Origin of the sequence: Campylobacter sp. CFSAN093260 (assembly GCF_012890095.1) — a bacterium.
Classification (GTDB): domain Bacteria; phylum Campylobacterota; class Campylobacteria; order Campylobacterales; family Campylobacteraceae; genus Campylobacter_D; species Campylobacter_D jejuni.
The window spans coordinates 99,708-125,518 of sequence record NZ_CP040618.1 but is presented as its reverse complement, the minus strand read 5'-3'; the positions used below and the strand labels follow the sequence as shown (position 1 = coordinate 125,518).

Annotated in this window: 33 protein-coding genes; all 33 read right to left on the bottom strand. The window is 30.9% G+C overall.

What is annotated here, in order from left to right:
- Window positions 1–10 precede the first annotated feature (10 nt).
- Window positions 11–418 (bottom strand): rRNA maturation RNase YbeY, encoded by a 408-nt coding sequence (gene ybeY, locus FBF22_RS00605; RefSeq protein ID WP_002851664.1) that lies wholly within the window; start codon window positions 416–418, stop codon window positions 11–13.
- Complete coding sequence (gene recO / locus FBF22_RS00600; protein ID WP_002885357.1) at window positions 415–1,029, bottom strand: recombination protein RecO; 615 nt, start codon at window positions 1,027–1,029, stop codon at window positions 415–417. Before recO ends, ybeY begins: the two co-directional genes overlap by 4 nt.
- A complete protein-coding gene (locus FBF22_RS00595; protein WP_002785057.1) occupies window positions 1,029–1,550 on the bottom strand; it encodes a cysteine hydrolase family protein in 522 nt (173 codons plus the stop codon). Before FBF22_RS00595 ends, recO begins: the two co-directional genes overlap by 1 nt.
- Complete coding sequence (locus FBF22_RS00590; protein WP_002885356.1) at window positions 1,547–2,308, bottom strand: tRNA 2-thiocytidine(32) synthetase TtcA; 762 nt, start codon at window positions 2,306–2,308, stop codon at window positions 1,547–1,549. Before FBF22_RS00590 ends, FBF22_RS00595 begins: the two co-directional genes overlap by 4 nt.
- Window positions 2,305–2,994 carry an aminodeoxyfutalosine nucleosidase gene (gene pfs / locus FBF22_RS00585; protein ID WP_002860591.1) on the bottom strand — a complete coding sequence of 230 codons (690 nt, stop codon included), beginning with the start codon at window positions 2,992–2,994 and terminating at the stop codon, window positions 2,305–2,307. The genes FBF22_RS00590 and pfs overlap by 4 nt, the downstream gene beginning before the upstream one ends.
- Window positions 2,991–3,863, bottom strand: a complete 873-nt coding sequence (locus FBF22_RS00580; protein WP_234740478.1) for an ACP S-malonyltransferase — start codon at window positions 3,861–3,863, stop codon at window positions 2,991–2,993. The genes pfs and FBF22_RS00580 overlap by 4 nt, the downstream gene beginning before the upstream one ends.
- Window positions 3,864–3,910: 47 nt before the next feature.
- Entirely contained in the window at window positions 3,911–4,480 is a 570-nt protein-coding gene (locus FBF22_RS00575) for a peptidylprolyl isomerase (RefSeq protein WP_002851661.1), read from the bottom strand.
- 14 nt (window positions 4,481–4,494) lie between these two features.
- The gene (locus FBF22_RS00570; RefSeq protein WP_002851738.1) at window positions 4,495–5,442 is read right to left on the bottom strand and encodes a tetratricopeptide repeat protein; all 948 of its coding nucleotides are present in this window, start codon (window positions 5,440–5,442) and stop codon (window positions 4,495–4,497) included.
- 3 nt (window positions 5,443–5,445) lie between these two features.
- Entirely contained in the window at window positions 5,446–5,943 is a 498-nt protein-coding gene (gene pal, locus FBF22_RS00565; protein WP_002851617.1) for a peptidoglycan-associated lipoprotein Pal, read from the bottom strand.
- Between the two features lie 76 nt (window positions 5,944–6,019).
- The gene (gene tolB / locus FBF22_RS00560; RefSeq protein WP_002858647.1) at window positions 6,020–7,228 is read right to left on the bottom strand and encodes a Tol-Pal system protein TolB; all 1,209 of its coding nucleotides are present in this window, start codon (window positions 7,226–7,228) and stop codon (window positions 6,020–6,022) included.
- A gap of 9 nt (window positions 7,229–7,237) precedes the next feature.
- On the bottom strand, window positions 7,238–8,017 hold the full coding sequence (locus tag FBF22_RS00555; RefSeq protein WP_002885354.1) for a TonB C-terminal domain-containing protein: 780 nt from the start codon (window positions 8,015–8,017) through the stop codon (window positions 7,238–7,240).
- Window positions 8,018–8,019: 2 nt separating this feature from the next.
- A complete protein-coding gene (locus tag FBF22_RS00550; protein ID WP_002866730.1) occupies window positions 8,020–8,409 on the bottom strand; it encodes an ExbD/TolR family protein in 390 nt (129 codons plus the stop codon).
- An 8-nt stretch (window positions 8,410–8,417) separates the two neighbouring features.
- Window positions 8,418–8,972, bottom strand: coding sequence for a MotA/TolQ/ExbB proton channel family protein (locus tag FBF22_RS00545; RefSeq protein WP_002885353.1), 555 nt, complete (start codon window positions 8,970–8,972; stop codon window positions 8,418–8,420).
- Window positions 8,972–9,361, bottom strand: a complete 390-nt coding sequence (gene atpC / locus FBF22_RS00540) for an ATP synthase F1 subunit epsilon (protein WP_002885351.1) — start codon at window positions 9,359–9,361, stop codon at window positions 8,972–8,974. Before atpC ends, FBF22_RS00545 begins: the two co-directional genes overlap by 1 nt.
- 3 nt (window positions 9,362–9,364) lie before the next feature.
- On the bottom strand, window positions 9,365–10,762 hold the full coding sequence (gene atpD, locus FBF22_RS00535) for a F0F1 ATP synthase subunit beta (protein ID WP_002852005.1): 1,398 nt from the start codon (window positions 10,760–10,762) through the stop codon (window positions 9,365–9,367).
- A gap of 25 nt (window positions 10,763–10,787) precedes the next feature.
- Complete coding sequence (atpG, locus tag FBF22_RS00530) at window positions 10,788–11,672, bottom strand: ATP synthase F1 subunit gamma (RefSeq protein WP_002860587.1); 885 nt, start codon at window positions 11,670–11,672, stop codon at window positions 10,788–10,790.
- 8 nt (window positions 11,673–11,680) lie between these two features.
- Complete coding sequence (atpA, locus tag FBF22_RS00525) at window positions 11,681–13,186, bottom strand: F0F1 ATP synthase subunit alpha (protein ID WP_002851836.1); 1,506 nt, start codon at window positions 13,184–13,186, stop codon at window positions 11,681–11,683.
- A gap of 13 nt (window positions 13,187–13,199) precedes the next feature.
- Window positions 13,200–13,721 carry a F0F1 ATP synthase subunit delta gene (locus tag FBF22_RS00520; protein WP_002854623.1) on the bottom strand — a complete coding sequence of 174 codons (522 nt, stop codon included), beginning with the start codon at window positions 13,719–13,721 and terminating at the stop codon, window positions 13,200–13,202.
- 2 nt (window positions 13,722–13,723) lie between these two features.
- Complete coding sequence (locus FBF22_RS00515) at window positions 13,724–14,236, bottom strand: F0F1 ATP synthase subunit B (RefSeq protein ID WP_002851681.1); 513 nt, start codon at window positions 14,234–14,236, stop codon at window positions 13,724–13,726.
- A 10-nt stretch (window positions 14,237–14,246) separates the two neighbouring features.
- Entirely contained in the window at window positions 14,247–14,672 is a 426-nt protein-coding gene (locus FBF22_RS00510; RefSeq protein WP_002854521.1) for a FoF1 ATP synthase subunit B', read from the bottom strand.
- A 60-nt stretch (window positions 14,673–14,732) separates the two neighbouring features.
- On the bottom strand, window positions 14,733–15,569 hold the full coding sequence (locus FBF22_RS00505; RefSeq protein WP_002885348.1) for a ParB/RepB/Spo0J family partition protein: 837 nt from the start codon (window positions 15,567–15,569) through the stop codon (window positions 14,733–14,735).
- Between the two features lie 5 nt (window positions 15,570–15,574).
- Window positions 15,575–16,360, bottom strand: a complete 786-nt coding sequence (locus FBF22_RS00500) for an AAA family ATPase (protein ID WP_002851697.1) — start codon at window positions 16,358–16,360, stop codon at window positions 15,575–15,577.
- Window positions 16,357–17,010: a biotin--[acetyl-CoA-carboxylase] ligase gene (locus FBF22_RS00495; protein ID WP_002859776.1), complete on the bottom strand. Its 654-nt coding sequence runs from the start codon at window positions 17,008–17,010 to the stop codon at window positions 16,357–16,359. The genes FBF22_RS00500 and FBF22_RS00495 overlap by 4 nt, the downstream gene beginning before the upstream one ends.
- A complete protein-coding gene (gene fmt / locus FBF22_RS00490; RefSeq protein WP_002859775.1) occupies window positions 16,973–17,890 on the bottom strand; it encodes a methionyl-tRNA formyltransferase in 918 nt (305 codons plus the stop codon). Before fmt ends, FBF22_RS00495 begins: the two co-directional genes overlap by 38 nt.
- A gap of 73 nt (window positions 17,891–17,963) precedes the next feature.
- The gene (gene proB, locus FBF22_RS00485) at window positions 17,964–18,719 is read right to left on the bottom strand and encodes a glutamate 5-kinase (protein WP_002885346.1); all 756 of its coding nucleotides are present in this window, start codon (window positions 18,717–18,719) and stop codon (window positions 17,964–17,966) included.
- Window positions 18,720–18,823: 104 nt separating this feature from the next.
- Window positions 18,824–19,876, bottom strand: a complete 1,053-nt coding sequence (obgE, locus tag FBF22_RS00480; RefSeq protein WP_002859773.1) for a GTPase ObgE — start codon at window positions 19,874–19,876, stop codon at window positions 18,824–18,826.
- A gap of 106 nt (window positions 19,877–19,982) precedes the next feature.
- Window positions 19,983–20,237 carry a 50S ribosomal protein L27 gene (gene rpmA, locus FBF22_RS00475; RefSeq protein ID WP_002800974.1) on the bottom strand — a complete coding sequence of 85 codons (255 nt, stop codon included), beginning with the start codon at window positions 20,235–20,237 and terminating at the stop codon, window positions 19,983–19,985.
- A gap of 10 nt (window positions 20,238–20,247) precedes the next feature.
- Complete coding sequence (gene rplU / locus FBF22_RS00470; RefSeq protein ID WP_002778820.1) at window positions 20,248–20,556, bottom strand: 50S ribosomal protein L21; 309 nt, start codon at window positions 20,554–20,556, stop codon at window positions 20,248–20,250.
- A gap of 158 nt (window positions 20,557–20,714) precedes the next feature.
- Window positions 20,715–21,917, bottom strand: a complete 1,203-nt coding sequence (locus tag FBF22_RS00465; RefSeq protein ID WP_002885343.1) for a CsgG/HfaB family protein — start codon at window positions 21,915–21,917, stop codon at window positions 20,715–20,717.
- Window positions 21,918–21,926: 9 nt separating this feature from the next.
- Complete coding sequence (locus FBF22_RS00460) at window positions 21,927–23,264, bottom strand: DUF6844 domain-containing protein (RefSeq protein WP_002885339.1); 1,338 nt, start codon at window positions 23,262–23,264, stop codon at window positions 21,927–21,929.
- Between the two features lie 82 nt (window positions 23,265–23,346).
- Window positions 23,347–23,970, bottom strand: a complete 624-nt coding sequence (gene lpoB / locus FBF22_RS00455; protein ID WP_002867824.1) for a penicillin-binding protein activator LpoB — start codon at window positions 23,968–23,970, stop codon at window positions 23,347–23,349.
- 23 nt (window positions 23,971–23,993) lie between these two features.
- Window positions 23,994–24,362: a YcfL family protein gene (locus FBF22_RS00450; RefSeq protein ID WP_002885336.1), complete on the bottom strand. Its 369-nt coding sequence runs from the start codon at window positions 24,360–24,362 to the stop codon at window positions 23,994–23,996.
- 9 nt (window positions 24,363–24,371) lie between these two features.
- Window positions 24,372–25,733 carry a COG3014 family protein gene (locus FBF22_RS00445; protein WP_165433237.1) on the bottom strand — a complete coding sequence of 454 codons (1,362 nt, stop codon included), beginning with the start codon at window positions 25,731–25,733 and terminating at the stop codon, window positions 24,372–24,374.
- Window positions 25,734–25,811: the final 78 nt, after the last annotated feature.

Genomic DNA, 25,811 nt, shown 5'->3' with positions numbered 1-25,811 from the left:
AAAATCTTACTTAATCTTCCAAAGTCCTTACAATCAAACTTTTAGGTAAATTAAAATGCTCTATAAGTTCTTTCTCTTTTTCTCTCATTTCTCCATTATCATTTTCATGATCAAAACCTAACAAATGAAGCATAGCGTGGATAAAAAGCAAGCTTATTTCTTCTTCATAGCTATGCCCTAACTCTTTAGCCTTTTCTTTTGCCAAATCCACATTGATCACAACAGAACCCAAAGGCAAACTCTCATCGATATTTTCAAGTGGAAAAGAAAGTACATCAGTGGTTTTATCTTGTTTTCTTTGCTCTAAGTTAATTTCTTGCATTTCTTTACTATCCACAAAGACAAGCTCCACATCTTTAGGACTTAAAAAACTTGCTATAGATTCTAAAAAATCACATTTTTCATCACTTAATATCATAAACCTTCCTTAATCAAATGATATAAATTTTCTATTTCTTCATCATCAAAAATCGCACAATTTTTACTACTATAAAATCGTTTTAGTTTTTTCTCTTCAAACTCAAATCCTAAAGCACATTGAGAATGCGAAGGTAAAAAAGCCCTTAGCAATGTAATGGAATTTTGAATTTTCTCATCACAGGCAAAACAAAAAAAATCTTTATGCAATCTTCCTTCAAATTCCAAAATTTTTAAATAAGCATCAACAATAACACGCTTTGGATTTTGTTTTTCAAACCTTTTCACACACTCATCAAGTAAATCAAAATAAAAACTATCAAGCTCTTCTACATCTTTTAAGTGCCTATATAAAAGACGGATAAATTCTTGCCAAATAAGCATTTTATCCCTTTGCATAATCCATAAAAATCCCAAATGCAATACATCTTTAAGTCTTGGTAAAAAACTAGGATTTTCTTCTAAAGCAAAGTCGATTTTATAGCCGCTTAAAATACTAGAATGTCTAAGTCCATAAAAACGATAAGCCTTAATAAGCATTTTAGGACTTAAAATATAAACAATCAAATCCTCATCTTTAACTTTTTGAGTATGAAGTATAAAGCCTTGCATTAAACAATTTCAATACCATAAGCCCTAAGTATATCAAAAGCGGATTTTTCTAAATTTTCATCAAAACTTGCACTTAAATTTTGGTGTAAAATTATCCTTGCATTAGGCTTAGCACCAAAAGCTAAAATAATATTACAAAACACACAAATATGAGAAACAAGCCCTGCAAAATGAAGTTCTTCATAATCACTTTTTTGTATGAAATTAGCTAATTCTAAGCTACCAAAAGTATTTTTATAAAAAATTTTATGAGCTTTTTGTAAAAAAGGTTCAAATTCCTTTGGCATTTGCCAACCCAAACTCTCTTTAATGCAATGTTTTACAGGTAAATTTAAACCTTCTTTACTTTGTAGATAATGCTCATCATGCGTATCATAGGTTAAAAGCAAATGCGTGTTATTAAAATCGATTTGATTTAAGGCTTTAAGAATATTTTCTTTGATTTTTAAAGCCTTATCAAAACCTAAACTTCCATCAATAAAATCATTTTGATAATCCACTAAAACAAAAGCTTTTTTCATATTTTTGTCCTTTCTAGCCAAAAACTTTCTGTGTGTAAATTTGCAAAAGCAGTTTTTAAGCTTGTAAAAAACTTAGGATGATCTTTTTCTAAATTTGCTAAAAGCTGTTTAGCTTCTTCTCTAGCGTGTGGAAATTTTACATTTTTTTCGCTGAGTTTCATACCAGGACAAAATTCATTTCCTATCACGCTAAGTTCATTTTGCGTAGCATTATCCCTAAGCTGTCTTTCTCGCACAAAAATCAAAGGGCGTATCACAGTTATACCGCGTTTGCTTTGATAAATAGGCGCTAAGGTTCTTAAAGCTCCATTATGAATAAAATTCATAAAAAAGCTTTCTGCTGCATCATCTAAATGATGGGCTATAGCAAGCTTGTTAAAACCTTTTTCAAGAGCGTAAGTATATAAAGCTCCACGACGCATTCTCGAAAAATAACTACAAAAACTTGAATTTTCTCTTATGGTATCGCCTGAAACTTCATAAATATTTGAATCAAGCACGCTATGTTTAATGCCGTGTTCTTCACAATGTGCATGAAGATGAGAATAATCCTCGCCCATGCCATAACTCAAAGTTACCGCTTCAAGTTCAAATTCAAAAGGAGCATGAGCTTGCATACGATTTAAAAGATGGGCTAAAGCCAAAGAATCTTTCCCGCCACTAAGCCCTAAAAGAACCCTATCTCCATCTTTAATAAGTCCAAATTTAGCATTAGCTTGTGCAACTTGGCGTATAAGTTTTTTGCTAAGATTTATCATAATTTCTCGCACATTTTAAGCACAAAATTGGCTGAAATTTTAGCTGAATTGATCACAAATTCATCAAAATCAAATTCAGCCTTTTCCCCTGCTTTATCACTCATAGCTCTTAAGATAAAACAAGGCACCTTTAAGGCATCACAAACCAAAGCCACACTTGCGCCTTCCATTTCACAAGCATCAGCATTGAAAATTTCTCTGATTTTTGCTTTTTTTGCTTCATCGCAAATAAACTCATCACCCGTTGCAATAATGCCTGCACGCAGTTTGATATTTAATTCCTTAGCAACTTCTAAAGCAAGATTGTTTAATTTCTCATCGGTTTTGATAAAAATTTCATTACCTGGAACAAAACCCAAAGGATGCCCAAAAGCGGTAATATCAAGATCGTATTGAGCTAATTTTGTTGCATAAAGCAAATCACCAATTTCAAGCTCTGGATTAAAAGCACCTGCAACACCCGTAAAAAGCAACACTTGTGCGCCAAATTTTTCTATCATCACACTAGCACTAAGAGTAGAATTTACCTTGCCGATTTTAGAATACGCTAAAACAAGTTCATGATTTTTATACTTTGCAAAATAATAAGTATTATTAGCGTGTTCTATTTTTGTATAATCTTTAAGTGTTTCAAGCAAAGGAGTGATTTCTTCACTCATGGCTCCTAAAATTGCTATTTTCATCATATAACCTTTAAAAATTCATCAATATCATTCATATTTGTTAAAGCATAAGTTTCTTTTGAAGTGATTTTTTTATTCAAACCCTTAAGCACGCTTGCACCAAATTCTATGAAATAATCTACTTCATTTTCACATGCCTTAATGCTTTGTTTATAAAGCACAGGTGAGATAAGTTGTGCTTTTAAAAGTTCAAGGGCTTCTTCTTTACATGTATAAATTTTAGCATTTGCATTAGAAAGCACGGCTTTAAAATTTGGTTTTAATACCTTTTCAAGCTCCACACAAAGCTTAGCTGAAGCATTTTCCAAAAGAGGACAATGACTTGCCACGCTCATATTTAAAAGCATAGCTCTTTTAGCTCCTGCTTCTTTAAATACACTTTCATAACTTGCTAAATCAGGTTTTAAACCTGCTACAACGATTTGTCCATCGCAGTTATAATTTGCAGCAAAAATTTGCTTGTTTTCTTTTTGTGCTTTTTGACAAAGCTCTTCAACCTTTTCATCATCAAGCCCCAAAACCACCATCATACCTGCTTCAACTTTTGCACAATCTTCTTGCATAAAAAGTCCTCTTTTATTGACCAAAGAAAGAGCCTCTAAAAAATCAAAAGCACTATTAACAGCTAAGGCTGAAAATTCTCCCAAAGAATGCCCTAAAGCAAATTTCGAACTTAAATCAGGTTTTTTTTCAAGTAAAACACTATAAGCCATTAAGGAATTTAAAACGATGGCGGGTTGAGTAAATTCACTTTGATTGAGTTTTTCGTTTTCTTCAAAAAGCAAATGTTTAAAATCAATCTTACAAAAATCACTTGCGTTTTGAAGGAGTTCTTTGGCTTTTATAGAGTTTTCATAAAAATCTTTTCCCATGCCAAGACTTTGTGAGCCTTGACCTGGAAATATAAACGCAGTCTTCATTAATGACAACCGCAACCACCGCCGCCACAGCAACCGCCGCCACCGTGTCCGTGTCCGTGATGATGATCGTGCCCATGTCCGCTCCCACAACCACAACTATGACTTCCTGCGATAATACCTGTAAGAATTTCATCTTCACTTGCAGCTCTAGCATCTACGATATTTAAAGAAAAAAGCAAATCACGACCTGCATAAGGGTGATTATAATCAATTGTCACATCATTTTCACCAATTTCTTTTACAGTTACACGAACGGTTTCGCCATTTTCACCTTCGCCAAAAAGTTCCATACCTACTTTTAAATCAATACCTGCAAATTGCTCTTTTGGTAAAGTTTGAACCGCATTTTCATCGTATTCGCCTAAACCTTTTTCTTTTTTAATTACCACATCAGCATTGCTAGGGCAATCAAGCTTCATCACTTCTTCTTCTAAGCTTTCTAAAATCTGACCTTTGCCTAAAATAAAAGAAATAGGTTGAGAATATAAATTTGATTCTAAAACTTCATTTGTATTTGCATCTTTTAACTCATAAAACATTGAAACTACACTATTTTTTTCTATAGCCATTTTATCTCCTTAATTTATTTTCTATTAGGTGAAGCTTTTGCTTCGGGTGAATTTGGATAATTAGTTTTTAAAGCTTTATAAAAACCATTTGCTGTTTTTGTATCACCTGTTTTATCCAATGAAATGGCAGTATGATATAAAAGTTTTGGGAAATAATCTCCTTTTGTACTCAAAGAAGAACTTTTTTTATAATAAACAATAGCATTGTTATAATTTTTTTGTTTATACTCGATCTCCCCTAACCAAAAATTTGCTCTTGCAGGTTTATACTGCTTTGTTATGAGAAAATTTAATTTTGCTTTGGAATCTTCAAAAGCATTTTTATCAACATCTTTTATCGCTAATTCTAAAATTTCATTATTTTTTTTCTTTTTCCAAGATTCATCAATTTGTTTTGCTTTATCATCTTGGGTATTTTGAGTATTATTGTTTTCAATGGTACTATTTGAATCTGTAGTTGAAACAACAACACTAGGTGTAATAGTTTTAACGCTTAAATTTGCATCATTTAATTCGTTTTTAGAAACATAATTTGCATTAATAGCATCTACTAAAGAACTAAGTTCGGCTAAAACTTTTTTTACTTGCTTATTATTAGCTTCTTGAATTTTTCTACTTTCTTCAACATAAGCCTTTAATTTTTGAATTTCACTAGTAAAATTATTTTCAATATTTTGATTATTCTCTTCAACTTGACTTAATCTAGAATTTGATTTGGCATATTGAGAATTTATACCTTCTAAAGTGCTTTGTAAACCCTCGATTCTTTCGTTAATTTCATTAATTCTAGCATTTGTTTGTATATTTTCATTATTTAAATTATCTAACTTTTCTTTAAATAATTTTTCATTTGAAGTTAAACCATAAGAAGAATTGCTTGTTATATCTCCTGCACCAAAAGCTGAGCTTTCTGCATAAAGTAAAGTAGCTCCAAGAAGAGCTACTGTGAATATTTTTTTCATTAATTATCTTGATAATTTAAATTCAGCACGTCTATTTTGCGCATCGCAAGCTTTAGTTTTTTCAGTGCACACAGGATTTGTTTCTCCATAGCTTTTAACAGCAATTCTATCAGCATTTACACCTTTAGCGATTAAAGCTTCTTTTACAGCTTTTGCTCTTTTTAAACCTAGAGCTTGGTTATATTCATCGGTTCCCCACTCATCGCAGTTTCCTTCAACAGTAATACTTACACCGCTTACTTCAGTGTTAAAAATATTAGCATTTGTGCTTACAACATTTTGCATATCAGGACGAATGTTGAATTTATCAAAATCAAAATATACTTTATTTAAAGTATCATTAAGTTGAGAAATTTTTGAATCAATATCCCAACCATCACTTCCACCTGAACCACGATTTGAATCAACACTACTATCACCGCTTACGCTAGTGCTTTTTGTGCTACAACCACTAATAACAACTGCAAGAGCTGCGATTGAAGTAAAAAGAATTTTTTTCATTTATGACCTTTCAAAGTTAATAAATTCTTATTATTATATCTAATTTTTAATTAATTTTAACCTAAAATTGAAATTTTTACCAATCAATTGATTGAATTTTTCCAACCCTAAGAGGAAAATAAAAAGTCTTATTTGCATTTACACGAATAACACCCAAAGCACTTTGCGCACCTAAATATTTGATAAATACTATACTTCCACCATCACTAGAAAATCTTGGAAATAAATTTTTTCCATTTGCTGTAAGTTGACGAATATAATCACTATTAATTGACATCAAATAAATATTAAAAACACCTGCTTGATTTGGTTCACGACTTGAATAAACCAAAAAATCTTTATAAGTCGAAACAGCCGAATTGTTTCTACCATGAAAAACAACTTGTTCAGCACTATTGCTATTTAAATCTTGCATAAAAATATTAGGATATCCTAAACGATCGCTTACAAATACCACTTTACTATCATCTGAGCCAATAAAATTTCCATTAACATCAATACCAGAATAATTAGTTAATTGTGTTAGATTTTTGGTATTTAAGTCATATAAATAAACATCAGGCTGATCTTTTGGAGCCATGGTAACAAGTAGTTTACTTCCATCTACATTCACATCACTTGCTACAACCATACCGCCACTTGATAAAATTTTACTAGCTTTATTGGTATTTAAATCATAACGGTATAAAGTTGGCTTATCATGATCATAAGCTGTATAATAAAATAGAGTTTGTTCTTTATTTCCCCATTTTGGAAATAAATTAAGTCCACCATCAACAATAACTTTTTGATAAGTTAAAGTATAATCAGCCATAATAATTTGACTTTTTTTAGAGCTAGAATTTCTCGCGATCAAAATTTTATGATCCATCCAATCAACAGGTGCAAGTCCTAACGCATTTACAGAAGCTTTGACGCTTTTATGTGCCAAAAATGGATATTGCTCTAAACCATTTAAAGTATAAGTTTGCTCTGACTTATCAGAACCGCCAGCTTTTATTTTTACATTTAAACTCAAAGTGTTACCATTTTTATTTAAAGTGTATTCAAAAATATAATTACTTGTCTCAGTTGCATTAGCAACAACTTCAAAGTTTGAACTTACTTTCAAATCGTTCACAATGATATTATAAAAGCTTTTCTTTAAATTCTCGTCACTTAAATTTGAATTGTCTTTAACAATAATCTTTGGTAAAACTACACCAGAATTAACAACATCAATCACTGGATCTTCTGCCCAAAGACTTCCTAAAAAGACTAAAAAAATTGCTACAATTTTTTTCATTTTTTTCTCCTAATCATTTTTAACTTTCACTTCATCTCTTAAATTCATGATAATGCTTATATTTTTATTTTGCGGAGGATAAGTAATAAATTTACCTTTTTGACTTTGTAAAAATTCAGCCACTTTAGCATCATATAAAGGATTCCCACTTTTTTCAACTGAAGTATAGCCAAATTTTCCATTTTCATCAATAAAAATTTTTACCTTAACAGAAATTTTTTCACTATTTGGATAATACTGAGTCCATCTTTGAGTGATAATACGCACAACTTTCCCTAAAAATTCATCATAAATTCCAATTTTTTGTGCCTTTGTACTTTCACCTTGTGTTGAACTTTCTTCTTGAAGCAAGCTATCATTAAGTTGTTTTACAAGTTCAGAAGCTTGAGGTTTTGGGGCACTAGAAATTCCTGATTTAGCACTTGATTGAATTTTTGTAGTCTTTTCTTCTTGTATTTCTTTAATATTTCCAAAAAGCTCATTAAAATTACTTGCCTTTTGGTCAATATCTTCGGTTTTAACTGTTTTATTTGTAGTCTGAGCAAAAAGCTTTTCTATATCAATTTGCTCTGTTGATTTTTGTATTTCTTTAGGAGTGTTGCTTTGAGTAATAACTTGTTTTGATGGTTCAGCAAGTTCAATATCTACAAAACTATCTTTTATATCGGTATATTGTATAGCAGGTTCAACCTCGCTTACAAGTCTAAAAAAAACAAGAATTACTATACCAACATATATTGCTAAAGCAAGTAAAAACGAATTTAAATTACTCAAACCATAATTTTTCATGATTATTCAGTCTGTAAAGCAACTTTATTAAATCCTAAATTTTTTACACTTCTTAAGACTGAAATAACATCGTCATATTTTAAGCTTTTATCAGCGCGTATAAAAACCGGATCTTCGGTATTAAATTGTGCTTTTCTTTGAGCAAGATTGTCAGCAAAACTTATAAAATCGTATTTTTCTTGATTTAAAAAAATTTCTTTTTTTGCATTAATACTAATAATTAAACTCTTAACAGTTGGAGCGCTAGTATTTTTTTGACTACCTTGTGGAAGATTAATTTTTTCTTCATAAGTAATGCTTGGAGCTGTTACCATTAAAATCGCAAGCAATACAAGCATAATATCTACTAAAGGTGTGATATTAAGTTCAGGTTTTTCATCATCAAATGGCATTTTTAACCTTATTTACTCGAACTTATAACTTTAATCTCGCTATCAATAATGCTTAAAAGTTCAAAAGCTTTTCTTTTAATGATGAGATGAAATGTATAAGCAGGAATTGCTACTAAAATACCACAACCTGTAGCAACTAAAGCCTCACTGATTTTAGGAGCTATGAGACTTAAAGAATTTTGAGTTCCAAGCCCACCAAAAGTTTCAAGTATAGAAATAACTGTCCCAAAAAGACCTATAAAAGGTGAAGTTGAAGCAATAATACTAAGCCAAGTAAGTCCAGCAGAAGCGCGGCGACTTGCTAAATTTTTATAGATTTCTAAATGATTTGAAGTTGTATCATTACATTTTCTTAAAATCGAATCAGTACGACTTAAATCCTTCTCACCCAAGAGCAAAGTTTCTAAACTTTCTTTCTCCTTGTTTCTCCATGTAGCCAAATAAGTCAATCTAGCAAACAAAATACTAAATGCTAAAATAAAATATAAAGAAAGCCATAATAAAACTATATAAGTAATAATACTTGAACTATTGAAAAAATGAAATATAGCTTCAAAATTCATTAATGCATCCTTGCATTATCAAGTTTTGAAAAAGTTGCTGCTAAAGCTGCATTATCAGAACTCATAGATTTAATCAAATCTTTTGCTTGAGCAAGATTTCTTTCAATCTCACTTTCATCACTTCCACAAACCCAAATCGCACCCTTTGCTAACACGCAAATCTTATCTTCATCTACCTTTGCATGTCCAGCATCAATAGCAACTAACTCATGATTTAAATCAGCTTTTTCAATATCAATTACTCCAGATTTTAAAGAAGAAACCAAAGCAGCATGTCCTTTAAGCACACCAAATTCTCCTTCACTACCTGGTAAAGTAACAGATTTTACTTCTCCTTGATAGATTACACCCAAAGGCGTAACTATCTCGAAATTAATCAAATCGTTCATAAATTAACCTTTTAATTTATCCGCTTTTGCAATAGCTTCATCTATATTTCCAACCATATAGAAAGCATTTTCTGGTAAATGATCATATTTACCTTCTAAAATTCCCTTAAATCCTGCTATTGTATCTTCAAGGCTTATATATTTTCCTGGGCTACCTGTGAAAACTTCTGCAACGAAAAATGGTTGTGATAAGAATTTTTCAATCTTTCTTGCTCTTTCAACTACAAGTTTATCCTCTTCGCTAAGCTCATCCATACCTAAAATGGCGATGATATCTTGTAAATCTTTGTATTTTTGAAGCACTGATTGAACACCACGAGCAACTTTATAATGTTCTTCTCCAATGATATTTGGATCAAGCATTCTTGAAGTTGAGTCAAGTGGGTCAACTGCAGGATAAATACCCTTTTCAGCAATAGCTCTATTTAAAACCGTTGTAGCATCTAAGTGAGCAAAAACAGTTGCTGGAGCTGGGTCTGTTAAGTCATCAGCTGGAACGTAAACAGCTTGAACTGAAGTGATTGAGCCTTTTTTAGTTGAAGTAATTCTTTCTTGGAATTTACCCATTTCACTTGCTAAGGTTGGTTGATAACCCACAGCTGATGGAATTCTTCCTAAAAGTGCTGACATTTCAGAACCTGATTGTGAAAATCTAAAGATATTATCAATAAACATAAGCACATCAAGACCCATTTCATCTCTAAAATACTCAGCCATTGTTAAACCTGTTAAAGCAATACGATTTCTTGCCCCTGGTGGTTCATTCATTTGTCCATAACATAGAGCAACTTTGTCTAAAACATTACTTTCTTTCATTTCATTATAAAGGTCATTTCCTTCACGAGTTCTCTCACCCACACCTGCAAATACAGAATAGCCGCTATGCTTAAATGCAACATTGTGAATAAGCTCCATAATAATAACAGTTTTACCAACACCTGCACCACCAAAAAGACCTACTTTACCACCTTTTGCATAAGGAGCAAGTAAATCTACAACTTTAATCCCTGTTTCAAAAATCTCACTTTTTGTGCTTTGATCTTCAAAAGCTGGTGGATCTCTATGAATTGCCCATTTTTTATCAAAAGAAATTTCTTCACCTTCATCGATCAAATCTCCAGTAACATTGAAAATTCTTCCTAAAACTTTCTCACCAACAGGAACACTAATAGGAGCACCTAAAGCCTCAGCTTTTAAGCCCCTTACCAAACCATCTGTCATATCCATAGCAATAGTTCTAACTCTATTATCTCCTAAATGAGCTGCTACTTCTAAAACAAGTTTATGTTTTTTTCCTTCGCTTTCAAAATTTACAACAATTGCTTCATTAATTTGAGGTAAATAGTCGTTAAAATCTACATCAACAACCGGACCTAATACCTGTGAAATAAATCCTTGCATTATTTATCTTCTCCTTAAAATTTTACTATTTCATTGATTCAACACCACTGATAATCTCTATAAGCTCAGTAGTAATGGATTCTTGTCTTGCTTTGTTATAAGCTAAATTTAGTTGTTTCACTCTTGCCTTTGCGTTATTAGTTGCATTATCCATAGCTTGCATTCTTGCGCTATGCTCTGCCGCCAAAGAATCGATTAACGCATAATACATATTATACTCAAAATACGTTTTCATTAAATCTTCTAAAAGCTCAGTTCCTTCCGGTTCAAGCTCTAAAAGAGAATTATGAGTCTGTTCAATACTCTTTGGCTCAACTGGAATAAGATGATTAATTTTAAGTTCTTGGGTAATCATATTTTTATAACCATTATGAACTAAAATCACTTCATCTGTATTTCCATTTAAAAAATCATCTACAGCAGCATGAATTACTTCACATGCTTTCTCATAATCAGGACTAGAACTAAGATGGAAATATTTCTCTAACAATTCTATTTTTTGAAAATTAAAATATTCAATCCCAGTTTTACCTATAGCTCTAAGACGAATATTAATATTTTTTGCTTCATATTCTTTTAGCATTTCACTTACTGTTTTTAAAGTCTTAATATTAAAACCACCGCATAAGCCTTTATCTGCAGTGATAAATATTAAATCTACGGTTTTAATTTGTTCTTTTTTATGAAACAAAGATAAACGCACATCATCTTCATTGTGAACAATTTTATTGATCTGAAATGAAATTTCACTCAAAATTTCATCGATTTTTTGTGCATAAATTTTTGATCTTTTAGCTGCTTCTTCTGCTTTTTTTAACTTAGCAGTAGAAACTAGCTTCATAGCATTTGTAGTCTTTTGAGTGTTATGAACACTTTTAATTTTTCTTTTAATTTCTTTTAAATTAGACATAAAAGACCTTATAAATGATTTGCTTTAAACTCATTAATGGCTTTAGCTAGTTTTTCTTCCAAATCAGAATCTAAAGCTTTTTTAGAGCGAATTTGCTCAAAAATATCTGGATGTTTTGCCTCAATAAAAGGATAAATTCCATCTTCAAATTCCTTAATTCTAGAAACAGCAATATCATCTAAGAAACCTTTGGTTCCTGCAAAAATTAAAACTACTTGTTTTTCAACGCTAAGCGGAGAATAAGGTGGTTGTTTTAAGAGTTCAACCATTCTTTGTCCACGTTCAAGTTGTTTTCTACTTGCCTCATCTAAATCACTAGCAAATTGTGCAAAAGCTTGAAGCTCTCTATATTGAGCAAGGTCAAGTCTTAATGTGCCTGAAACTTGTTTTGTAGCTTTAATTTGAGCAGCCCCACCTACACGAGATACTGATAAACCAACATTAATTGCAGGACGAATTCCTGAGTTAAATAAATCAGTTTCTAAGAAAATTTGTCCATCTGTAATTGAAATAACATTAGTTGGAATATAAGCAGAAACATCTCCTGCTTGTGTTTCAATTATCGGCAATGCCGTCAAAGAACCAGCACCTAATTCATCATTTAGCTTGCTTGCTCTTTCAAGCAATCTTGAATGAAGGTAAAAAACATCGCCTGGATAAGCTTCACGACCTGGAGGACGACGTAAAATCAAAGACATTTCGCGATAAGCTACAGCATGCTTGCTCAAATCATCATAAACAATTAAAGCATGTTTTGCGTTGTCTCTAAAAAATTCACCCATGGTTACACCAGTATATGGAGCTAAGTACTGTAAAGCCGCAGGATCTGAAGCACCGGCATTTACAACAATAGTATATTCCATAGCACCATGTTCTTCTAGTCTTTTAACCACTTGTGCCACTGTACTTTGCTTTTGACCAATTGCAACATATATACAGATAACTCCTTGACCTCTTTGAGATATAATAGTATCAACAGCAACAGTAGTTTTACCTGTTTGTCTATCACCTATGATAAGCTCTCTTTGACCACGACCAATTGGCACAAGCGCATCAATAGCTTTAATTCCTGTATGTAAAGGCTCATGAACACTTTTTCTCGCCATAATACCTTTTGCTTTTTCTTCAACAAAACGATATTCATTAGCATTGATCACACCTTTAGCATCAATTGGCTCACCTAAAGCATTTACAACACGGCCAATCAAAGCCTCACCTACTGGAACTTTAAGTAATTTCTTAAGTCTTTTTACAGAAGCACCTTCTTTTAAACCTTCTCCTTTTCCAAGTATAACAATACCTACACTCGACTCTTCAAGGTTTAAGGCCATTCCTTTATCACCATTTTCAAATTCTACCATTTCTCCAGCCATAATATTCTTAAGTCCATATACCTTAGCAACACCATCAGCTACAGAAATAATTTTTCCTGTTTCTTCAATTTCAAGATTTAAATCAAAATTTTCAATTCTTTCTTTGATTATTGAACTGATCTCATCAGCTTTAAATTTCATTTACTTTTTCTCCTTAGATAATTTTCAATATATATTCGTTTAGCTTATTTTGAAGAGCTTTCATAGAAAAAGAAAGTTCATAACCTAATTCTTCTAATTCTATTTTAACACTATCATCTTGACTGATTTTATTATTTAGTTTAATATTTGCATCAAATTTTTTGTTAAGTTTTACTTCAAGATCTTTAAGATTTTCTTGACTTAATTTTTCTTTAGAATACACAATACCAACAAAAATATTTTCTTTAAAAGCTTTTTGTCTTTCAAGTTCTTTAACTATTTGAGGAATGCATTCTAATCTTGAATTTTCAATCAAAAGTCTTAAAAAATTTTGAAAACTAGAATTTTTAATATCAAAAAAAGAATCAAGAAATTCCATTTTTCTTTCTTTTTTAATCTCATTAGATTCTATAATATTTTTAAATTTTGGCAAAACAAAAGCAAAATTTAAAATACACAAATTCTGATAAAAATCATTTATATCAGCTCTTGAAGCTATCGCTTTTGCATATCTTCTTGCAATTATATTTTCCATATTTAAGATACCTTCTTCATCATAAGTTCTATTATTTCACTCTGTTTTAATGTCATATTTGGATCAGAAAAAATTTCATTTAAAGTATTTGATACTAATTCTTTTTCCATTTTTCTAAATTCATAATCTTTTTGTTCCTCAAAATGTTTTTGAAGTAAATCTAACTCATCTTGAGTCTCTTTCTTAATATTTTGAACTAAAATTTCAGCTTCTTTTTTTGCTGTAATTAAAGCGGCAGCAGCACTTGCCTTAGCTTCTTCAAGTTTTTTCATCGTGTCTAATTTCTTAGCTTTACTTTCTAAAAGTTTTTTTTGAATTTCATCAAGTTTAGAAGAAATTTTTACAATACGGTTTTTGTAAAAATTTTTAAATGGAGTTGCAACAAAATAATACAATATAGCCACAAAAATTAGAAAATTAATAGTCCTTGGAATAATATCATATTCTCCACTACCATTTGATGCACCAAAAGCATATAAAGGTAGCAAAAATATAATAAAGAATAACTTACTCATTTCTCTCCTCTTAAATTTTCTTTATGTTATTTTGCAAAGCTTGCTTAAGCTCAGGTAAATATATGTTTAAATGTTCTTGCAACTCTTTTTTTTGAACGGCTAAATCTGCATAAAAACTGGCCATTTTTCTTTCTAATTCTTCTTTCTTGCTTCTAAGAATTTGCTCTGCCTCTTCTTTAGCAGCAGCTATAGCACTTTGTTTAATTTTTTGAATTTCTTCTCTAGTGTTAATATGAATAGCTTCTAATTCATCATTCACACCTAAAACTTCTTGAGAATTTTCTTTTACTTTATTCTCATCATTTTTTATAGAATCATTTCTTTCATCCATAAATTTTAAAAGCGGCTTATACAGCATACTATTTAAAATAACTATCATAGCTAAAAAAATAGCCATAGTAGCAAGCATTATGGAAGGATGCATATCTTCAAACATAATTCTCCTTGGTTAGAATTTTCGAAGGACTATTTTACCATAAAAAAGCTAAGATTTTGGTTAAAGCTTTTCAAGCATTTTGATTAATTTTTTAATTTTATCAATATTTTCTAAATGAATTACAAAATCATTATTTTTATTTTTGCAGTCAAATCCAAAGCGATTTAGTATTTGTTTTAATTTTTTTATTTCATCTTCAAATTCTTGATTAGGTAAGCTTTCATTATTTTTTATTTTTTTAACTATTTTTTCAGTATCTCTAACATTAAGTTTTTGACCTATTATGCTATCAACCAACATTTTTTCATCTTTTTGATCTAAACCAACCAAAACTTTAGCATGACCCTGAGAAATTTTTCCAGAAGCAATCAACTTTTGAGTTCTAATATCTAAATTCAGAAGTCTTAAAGTATTTGTTATTTGAGTACGAGACTTATGAATAAGTTCTGCTAAATTCTCTTGAGTAATCTTATGAACTTGCATCAAATCCTTATAAGAATTAGCAAGTTCAATAGGGTTTAAATTCTCTCTTTGTATATTTTCAATAAGAGCCAATTCTCTAAGTTTATTCTCATCAATATCAGCAATAAAAGCTAGAATTTCTTTTTTTCCTAATGCTTTCACTGCTCTTAAGCGACGTTCCCCAGCAATTAAAATAAATTTATTATTTTTTTTAAATACAATAATAGGCTGAATAAGTCCAAATTCTTTGATAGAATTAGCAAGCTCATCTAAAGCTTCTTGATCAAAATTCTTTCTTGGCTGAAATGGATTGGGTGAAATTTGATCAATTTCTATCATAGTGCTTTGATTTTTATCAAAACCCAATTCTTTGCTATAAACAGTATCCATATCACTGATTAAACTACTTAAACCCTTATCTTTATTTAACCCCATTATAATTATCCTAATATAGAATACGCCAAATTTTGATAAGCAACAGAACCTGGCGATTTAATATCATAAAGAATTATAGGCTTTCCAAAACTTGGACTTTCTGCAAGTTTTACATTGCGAGGGATCACAATAAAGTCATCTTCGTTTCCATTAATAGTAAAAAGTTGTTTTTTAAAATTTTGTTTCAAATCATCTACAACATCTTTAGAAAGATTATTTTGAGAGCTATACATTGTCGGTAAAAATCCACGAACCCTGAGTTTAGAATTAATAGTTTTTTTGATAATTTTAATTGTATTTAAAACCATAGCTACACCCTCAAGCGCATAAAATTCACACTGTATAGGGATAATTACGCTATCACTTGCTGCAAAAGCATTTATAGTAATACTTCCAAGAGCAGGTGGAGAATCAATAATAATAAAATCATACTCATCAATTACTTCTTGAATTTGATTTTTAAGAAGCATTTTTTTCTCATTATTTTCACCTTTAGCAAGCTCTTGTTCTATACCTACAAGACCTATATTTGAAGGAGCTAAATGAAGTTGTGGCAATTCTGTTTTTAAAATAATATCTGAAAGCTTTTTTCTTCCTATAAAAACATGGTAAATATTATACTCATAATTATTACGATTAAAACCAAGTCCTGTAGTCGCATTAGCTTGCGGATCAACATCAATCAAAAGTACTTTTTTTTCAGCCACAGCCAAAGAAGCGGCTAAATTTACTGCTGTTGTAGTCTTTCCTACTCCACCTTTTTGATTTGCTATTGTAATAATTTCGCTCATCTTAAACTATACACCCTTTTATCGCCTAGTAAAATTGAACCATCTTCGTACAAAAAAGAATTTTCAAGTGAAAAAACTTTACCTTCATGATGGACGCTAAATTTTCTTGATTTTTCAAATTCTAACATATACTTGCTAAAAATATTCTTCCATAAAATTTTTTTTTCTACTTTTTGCAAAAACTCACTCACTAAATCTTTAAGCGAAATTTCTATATCGCATAAAGCTGTATTTTGGGGTGCAAATTTAAGATTTAAACCCATACCGCCTATGATAAAATTTGAAATTTTAGCACTTATAACTCCTCCAGCTTTTTTATCATCTAAATATAGATCGTTAGGCCATTTAAGCCAAATTTTAGAACCTTTTTCTTGTAAAACTTCTTTAAGTAAATAAGCAAAATAAATACTCACAGAAGCTAAAGGTAAATCTTTTGGTAAATCTTCTTCTTTAATACAAAAAGAAAGATGTAAATTTCCTTTAGAGCTTTGCCAAGAATTTTCCCTACTTCCAACTCCATTTGTTTGTTCTAAAGCATAAATAGCAAAATTTTCATCAATCTTTCCATTGCGTATTTGCTCGCATAAAAAAAGATGAGTTGAGTCTATACTTTCAACACAAACTATCTTCACTTTTAAGCCTTTTTCCATTTAAATAAGTCCTGCCATCAAGAGCTTTTTTTCCACTTTCTTGAAGTTTTTTAATACGCAAAACTCCTTGTTTGCAAGCAAGCAAAAAACTTTCTTTTTCTAATTCTAAAATTTCACCCATCTTAGCATTTTGTTTTAATTCATCCACAAGTTCAAGTTCTAAGAATTTAAGTCCATTTTCCAAGAAAACTCCAGGCCAAGGGGTGAAAGCTAGATATTTTTGATAAAGTTCTCTTGCATTTTGCAAATTTATAAGCCCATCTTCTTTTTTGATTTTTCTACAAAGCGTTGCTAGACTTTCCTCTTGTTTTTTAGGGGTGATTTTATCAAAATTTAAAAGAGTAGAGAGGATCAGCTTAGCGGCCAAATTTGCTAAAAGTTCAAAAACTTCACTTGAATTTTTATCTTTTATATCACATTCTAAGCTTTCAAGTATAGCACCTGTGTCAAGCCCTTCTTCCATGAGCATGGTGCAAACTCCACTTTTTTCATCTTTATTTAAAATTGCACTTTGGATCGGACTGGCACCACGGTATTTTGGAAGTAAAGAAGCGTGCAAATTCACACAAGGCGCTAAATCCAAAATGGCTTTAGGTAAAATTTTTCCATAGGCAGCAACCACGATAAAATCAGGATTTAAATCCTTAATCTCTCTTATAATATTTTTATCTTTTAAAGAACTTGGAGTAAAAATAGGAATACTAGGATAATTTTGACTTAAAAAAGCCTTAGTATCACTTGGAGTTAAAATTTGCTTTCTACCTACGGCTTTATCAGGCTGAGTAAAAAGTGCTACGAGTTTAAAATTTTCATTTTCTACTAGTGCTTTTAAAATACAAGTTGCGTAAGATGGAGTGCCCATAAAAATAATTTTTTTCATTTTTTCGCTTTGTGTGAAATTAAAAGTTTTAATTATAGCTTATTTGATTTTAAAAGAGAATTTAATAAATTAATCACTCAAACAAAGTTCCACCTATTTGTTTATCTTCTAATAAAAATGTCTTTGCCACACTTAAATCAAAGCCACTTGCTAAAAACATTTTTTTATTGTGTTCAAGTAAAAATTTAGCTGCCTTAAGTTTGGTTACTATACCACCTGTTCCGTGCTCACTACCTGTTTTTATGGTTGCTTGTAGCCATTCTTCTTTAATATGAGTGATTTTTTCTAAACGCTTTGCATCACTAAATTCACTAGGATTTTTATCGTAAAATCCATCAATATCGCTTAAAATCACAAGCAAATCCGCATCAAAAAAATGCGTAGCATAAGCACTTAAACTATCATTATCACCAAAGACAATTTCTTCTATAGCTGTAACGTCATTTTCATTGATAATAGGCAAAATTCCTAAATTTATCATCATATCGATAGCATTTTTTGCGTGTTTGGTAGCTTTTCTAGAGTCAAAATCCTTGCCTGTAAGTAAAATTTGTCCGCCTAGTTTGTTAAATTTGGCTAAAAGCTCGTTATAAACACTGATTAAAAAAGGTTGTCCAATAGCAGCTAAAACTTGTTTATTAATAAGGTTTTTTCTATCGATATCTAGTTTGGTGTGTCCTGCCGAAATAGCCGCCGAGGTTACTAAAATTACTTCATATTTTTCCATGAGTTTAGCTAAAAATGCGACTAAATTTTTAAGACGCTCAAAACTTAAAGTGTTTTCTTCGCTAATCACATGAGAACCCACTTTAACAACTATTCTTTTCATGCTTATTCCTTGAAAAATTTTTATAATTTTAGCCAAAATTTCATATAAACTAGTTATTTTTGAAAAAATAGGGAGTGTTTGAAATTTTTAATATAAAACACTTCCTAGATTGTTAAAATTTTTTTGTTGTTTCTTAAAGTTTTAATTTCTTCTAAAAGCATGAATTTAAGTTCTTTAAGTCCTGTTTTTTCAAGGCTTGAGACTTTGATTAAAAAGCTTTGTGGATTATTTATTTCTTTGAGATAATTGTCTAACTCATTAATGTTTAAAGCAATTTGCTCAGCAAATTCCTCTCCTAAACGAACACTATCACTTTTTGAAATCATGATGCCAAATTTACGCCCAAAAAGTTCATTGGAAAATTTTTCAAGTTCTTTTCTTAGTACTATAAATTGTTCTTTTAAAGGCATTTGCCTCATAGGATCTAGCACGAAAAGTAAAAAGCTCGTTCTTTCTATGTGCTTTAAAAAGGCAAGTCCTAAGCCTTTACCCCCACTTGCTCCTTCGATAATCCCTGGAATATCAGCCATAACAAAGGAATTATACTCATCTACATCTACAAGTCCAAGTTTTGGAGTAAGGGTGGTAAATTCATAATTTGCAATTTCAGGTTTTGCATTTGAAACAACGCTTATAAGAGTAGATTTTCCCACATTTGGAAAGCCCACAAGCCCTACATCGGCAATAAGTTTAAGTTCAAGTCTGACTAAGCGACTTTCTCCTTTTATACCAGGTTGTGCGTAATCGGGGCGTTGATTGGTGGCGTGTTTAAAATGGGTGTTGCCAAGTCCACCTTTTCCACCTTTTAAAAAAAGCTCTCTTTGTCCTTCTTTGGTAAGATCAAGTAAAATTTCATTGGTTTGTACATCGATAACTTGCGTTCCTTCGGGCACTATAAGTTCTAAATTTTCACCCTTTTTGCCATTTTTATTGCGTCCCATTCCACCAGCACCATTTTGCGCGCGTAATTCTCTTTTGCCTTTGAAATTTACAAGAGTGTGGGTATTATTATCACATACGAAAATAATATCACCACCATTTCCACCATCTCCTCCATCAGGGCCACCAAGTGGAACATGTTTTTCACGGCGAAAACTTACAGCACCTTTGCCACCATCGCCTGAAGCTAAAGTAATTTTAACACTATCAATAAACATTTAAATTGCCTTTGACTTTAAATTTATAAAGCTAAATTTGAGTAAATAAAAGAAGTTAAATTTATAAATTTAAAGTTTTCAAGACGCTAAAAAGCGTCCTAAAAACTTATGCAGGATATACAGAAACTTTTTTTCTATCTTTGTCTTTTCTTTCGAATTTTACAAAACCATCAATTAGAGCAAAGATAGTATGATCTTTTCCCATGCCTACATTGTTACCTGCATGAGTTGCAGTTCCTCTTTGGCGGATGATGATATTTCCAGCTCTAACAAACTCGCCACCAAATTTTTTAACACCTAAACGACGACCTATGGAATCGCGGTTATTTTGAGTTGAACCTTGACCTTTCTTGTGTGCCATTCTTTACTCCTTAAGCTTTAATATCTTTTACTACAACGCGAGTAAATTGTCTTCTAAAACCGCGTTTGAGTTTAGAATCTTTTCTGCGTCTTTTTTTGTAAATCACAACTTTTTTATCTTTTCCGTGATTGATCACTTCCAAAACAACTTTTGCACCTGCTACGAAAGGCGCACCTACCTTTAATTCTTTATCATTGATAGCAAGAACTTCGCTTACTTCAATACTTGCTTTGCTTTCAGCTTCAAAGTGATCTAGTTTTAGCTCATCGCCAACACTTACTTTGTATTGCTTTCCGCTGTGTTTGATAATAGCATACATTGCTTTTCCTTATAAATTGGTAGTACCATAAAGCACCGTAATAACGGATTTAAAAGCTTTAGTGGTTTAATAAAATTTCGATTTTACAAAATTTTTCTTTAATTTTTGATGAATTTAAGAAAGAGTTTAGAGTTTGAGAAAAATCAAACTCTAAAAATTTAAAAGCCTAGATTTACTCCGCCGCCTTCTTGGGTTTGATAATTTGCATCACGACCTATAGTGTAGCCATTTCCACTACCAGTATTACTTAAAGGTCTGCAAATATCGCCCACTTTTACACTACCTTCTGTGATTTTTGCATAAGAAAATTTAGGGCTTGTGCGAGTGATTTCAATACTTCCTGTTTTGCTTTCTACTCTTCCTGTATTTTCTTTTGTATAAGTATCTTTTATAACCTTCCCAAGAGCAAAACATTCATAAACATCACCTTGATTTAAGCTTTGAGAAAATATTACTTCATTGTTTTCAACACTTGCAACTTTCAAAGGATAAATTGCGTTTAAAATATCTCCTGCTATACGATTTGCAATTTGTTTGAGTGCGGTTTCATTGGCACTAAGACTATTGTCTTTAAGATTGACTTTCATGCTTAAAGTATTAGAAAATTTAATTTGTCTTGTAGCAAATAAAAGCACACGATAATCTACGATAACTTCAATTTCAGTTTTGCTTTTTCCTGTTAAATTGCTTGTTTTTTGTTTACCTTCAAGTCCTGAAATAGAAAACAATAAAATATAATCTGTTGCTAACACATTTTTAAGTTTATAAACTTCATCGCTAGCTGCGTCGCCACTTTTGATTAAAGCTTTTTCCATTTCATAATAGCCACTAGAATCACGGTCTAAAACATTAAATTTACGACTTTGCAATAAATCAGAAATGATTTTTTGTTGCAAAGCTGAGCCTATACCTCTTTTTGCAGCATCTGGAGTAGAATCAAAAACAGTAATACTTCTTCTATTATCTGCACTTAAACCTGGAGCTTGATACTTTTTTGTTGTTGTGGTTTTAAAAATCGTTACATTGGCTGTATATTTACCATTTGCATCTTGTTCAACACTATTGATTTCATAAGTATCAGCTCTACCTTTGGTGGCTTTTGAAATTTGCTCGCTGTAATTATCTTGTATATTTGAACCTGAATTATCAGTTGAAACGCTAGTATTAGATTTCTTAAGAGAATTGATGCTTACTCCGCTCATTTTTCCTATAGCCTCTATAATGGCATTGTTTATCGCATCTTCCCTAGTCAAGCCTGTGCCTTCACCTGTGCTTGATTTTGTTGAAGTTGTGGTTATAACTTTAGCATTAAGACTTAGGCTTAAAAATAAGCCTAAAAAAAGAATTTTAATTATTTTCATCTTTTACCTTTAAAAATCATCCATACTATTTACAACATTAGAGCTTCTTTGTATGCTAGAAGATTTTTTAGCTTCATTTTTTGTTGCATTTGACTTTGAATTTAAAGCCTCATTTGTGTTAGCTAAATTTTCATAAGAATAAAATCTCACAGTTCCTACATGTTCAATACCATTTTCACTTGTATAGCTCCATTTTTTAAGAGTACGAATACCACGAATTTTACCGCTTGCGCTTGCTTTTATTTTACTATTTACTTTATCAATAATATTTGTTATGTTTTGAGTTTGTTCTTGAGTGGAACTATCATTAACATTAATACTTTGTTTGATGATTTCCTCGTAAGTATCACCAGTTGTTCTTTCATCTTTAAGACTTAAATTTGTATTAATAAACTCTATAATAGCAGCATCAGCCATAGTAAGTGCTGTTTCTTTGGCTCTATCTTCTAAAATATTTGTTTTTTTAGCATTGCTAGGATCTGCTACATAACCCCAGTTTCCATAACTTAAAATAATAGGTGCACCATTTTCATCATAAACTAAGCGAATTCCATATTCATTTAAAAAGCCTTTTGTATCTTTTGGCAGATACTCACTTATTGCCTTGCCTTTACCCTTAATAGCACTCTGTCTTGCTAGTGCCATATCTTTTGCTAATTGGCGAGTTTTATTGGAAATAACAGCAATAACACCTACATCATACTCACCTCTTCTTTGTGTAACTATAGTTTGCACAGGAACAAGTCCACTCATAGAACCTATGGCATTTGTCATAGTTTTATTAAGAAATTCTTGCTTTAATAAAGTCTTTTTTCTGTCTTCGCTTAAAGAATTTGTATCTATACCTAAATCTTTTAATGCCTTATCAAGCTGAGCACCAGCTAATTGTGTAAGTTTATTTAAAATTTGATCAACCTTATCACCTTTTGGCAATTCATCAAATTCCTTAGCATTAGTAGAATTATCTGCTTCATAATTTTGAATCTTGCTTGTAGCAATTCTTCCAAAAGCATCTCTTATAAATTCGCTTTGCAAATTTAACATTGCTTTTTGGTAAGCATTTTGTAAAGCTTGTGCAAATTGTGGATCAGTATCATTTACAGCAACAGTACTTTTTCCAGTATAAAAAGTTTTTCCATCTTTGGTTATACCATATTCTATACCGAAATTATCGGCAAATTCTTCAAAAAAATCTTCAATTGACTTTGGGGTAATATCCTTAGTACTTGCGTCAGACATTTCATTTTGAGTATTTATATCTTGTTGTGTAATTTCTACAGGCTGGGAACCTTGTGCATAAAGTAAACTTGCCATAACTAAAGAGCCGATAAATAATATTTTTTTCATTTCGTATCCTTTTAAAAATCATAAAAAAAGCCCAAGCTAAACACTTGAGCTAAAAAATTTTATTCATAAATTAATTTTTATTTTACCAAGTAACTGATTTACTAGAACCGGTTTTATCAATAGTTTGCTCATCTTCCCAATAAACTAAACCTGATGTTAGATCAGTAAGTCTTAACAAGAAAAAGTATTCTACTTGAGTTTTACCATTGCTAAGTTTTACATTATCTTGTCTAATTTTACCCGCAAGAGAAAAATCAGGCGATACCAATGTCCCTTTTTTTGCTATGGTTTTTTGATTAAACTCATCATTATCTCTTAATTCTCTTACATCTTCACTCATGCTATCAAGTGCTCCGCCTGCAGCAACTGCTGAAGTTAGAACAAATTTACCTGATTTTCTTAATGCAGAAGTGATTTTTGCGGTGAGTTTTTCAGTATCGATTCTTTGCGGGGTATCATTCACAACCCTACCAATAGCAATAACCTTTCTTGTACCTGGTTTAATATTTGCAAAAGCAGGATCGCTTAACATACTATTTATCATAGTTTCAGCTGCACTTTCAAAATCTTGTCTATCAAGACCCAAGGTTAAAGCATCGCCTTTTTTTATCTGACTTGCCTTTCCATCTGTATAAGCTATTTGCGCACAACCACTAAAAAGCAAAGCTCCAATAAGAGCTGTTCCTAAAATTTTTGTTTTTTTCATGATTTATCCTTCCTAAAATGAGATTAATTTTTTGCTTTAATTTCTAATCTAAAATCCTTCGCTCTTGTATCAGATGCAAGTTTACGAAGAATCACCTCTTGTCCTGCTGGAATTCTAAGGGCTTGATAGTCCTCATTTAAAACATCTCTTAGCACAAAACCATCTCTATCTAACCAATCCACTTTATAAATTACATCTTTAGCAAAAGTACTGCGTAAAATCACTTCAAATTCTAAATAACCATTGCTATTTATACGCTTTTGAAATTGTTTTACTAAACTTTTTGGTAAATTTGAACCTAAAATTACAGTATTTTGATTTGAATTTATTTGATAACTTGGTACACAAGCACTAAGTAAAAACATTAAAATAAATAAAATATTTTTTTTCATCTTTTAGCCTTATTTTTCCATGATAGCAACACTTGCGGGTAAATACGGAGCAAAAGAACGCACTATCACAAGAGCATTTTTATTTTTATCCAATGATTTTTGAAACAAAATATTGCCTTGTGGATCTTTGATTTCTAAATTTCCGTCGTTTTCTATTGTTGCTATGGCAATACTTTTTGGTAAACCTCTCCAAGAACGCACATCAGCTTTATTGGTTGCAGCAGTTGCTACTGCTGTTGCAAGACTTAGCCATCCACCTGTAGAGTCATTATTTGCAACAGCTACATTTAAAGTGGTTTTAATTATAGTTTGAGCTAAGGCTTTAGCAATCATTGCAGGCATATTTATTTTAAATTCAGTAGTGACAATATTGTCTAAATCTACAAAATCATTTGTATTTTGACCATTTATATTTAAATTTGCAAAAGAAGCTTCCCTTTTTTTTAAGGTTTGTAAAGCAATATTTGTGCTAATAATTTTTTTATCCACTATAAAAGGTAAGGTTAAAGCAAATTCATCCTTAACTACACCAAATCCATTTTCATAAACTACAAAAACATATTTTTTAGCTTTTTTAACTTTTATTTTTGTGGCATATTCTTTAAAAATTTTAGCCTCTTTTTTGATAGTTTTGTTTTTTGGATAAATAATAGCTACTTCTCTAAATAAATCTGCAGCTTTTCTATAATCTTTATCCATAAAGAAAAATATTGAAGCAAGATAAGTCGCATAAGGATTTATGAAATTTTTTGTTGTATCAAATTCTTTAAATAAGTTGTCATATTGCTCTTCTATAACTTTTGAATTTTCATTCATATTTTTATCATAATTTTTATCTTCTTTTGCCTTATCTAAATCAGCACGATTTTTTTCAATTTCTTTAGCAAAATATTCTTTTGCCTTATCTTGACGCATTAAAGCACGATTAAACTCAACTCTTGCATTTTCATAATCATCTTCTTCCATATAGTTTAGAGCTTTATATATATTAACCATAATTCTTTCATATAAAGAACCATCATAATCTACTATAGTATCATTAAGCAAGGTTGTACCAACAAATTTAGTTGCTTTAGGGCTTACATTTTCTAAATCCACATCATATTTATAAGATTCTTCTACAGCATCAAAAAATACATTACTTTTATTAAAATCACCACAATTTCTAGCAATCAAACCTGCATTTAATCCTGTATAAATGACATCATCATTTTTTTTAATTTTTTCTAAATTTTGATTGAAAAAATCATCACCACAATATTTTTGTGTTAAAGTATTTTCAAATGTTGTATTTTGTTTAACCTGATTAACACAAGCTGTTAAAAAAAGGCAAACAATACCTGAAAAAATCAATCCAACTTTTATCTTCATTAAATTCCTTTCTTAAAGAAAATTGAAAATGAATATTATAACGTAGTATATACTTAAAAACTAATGAAAAAAATTTAA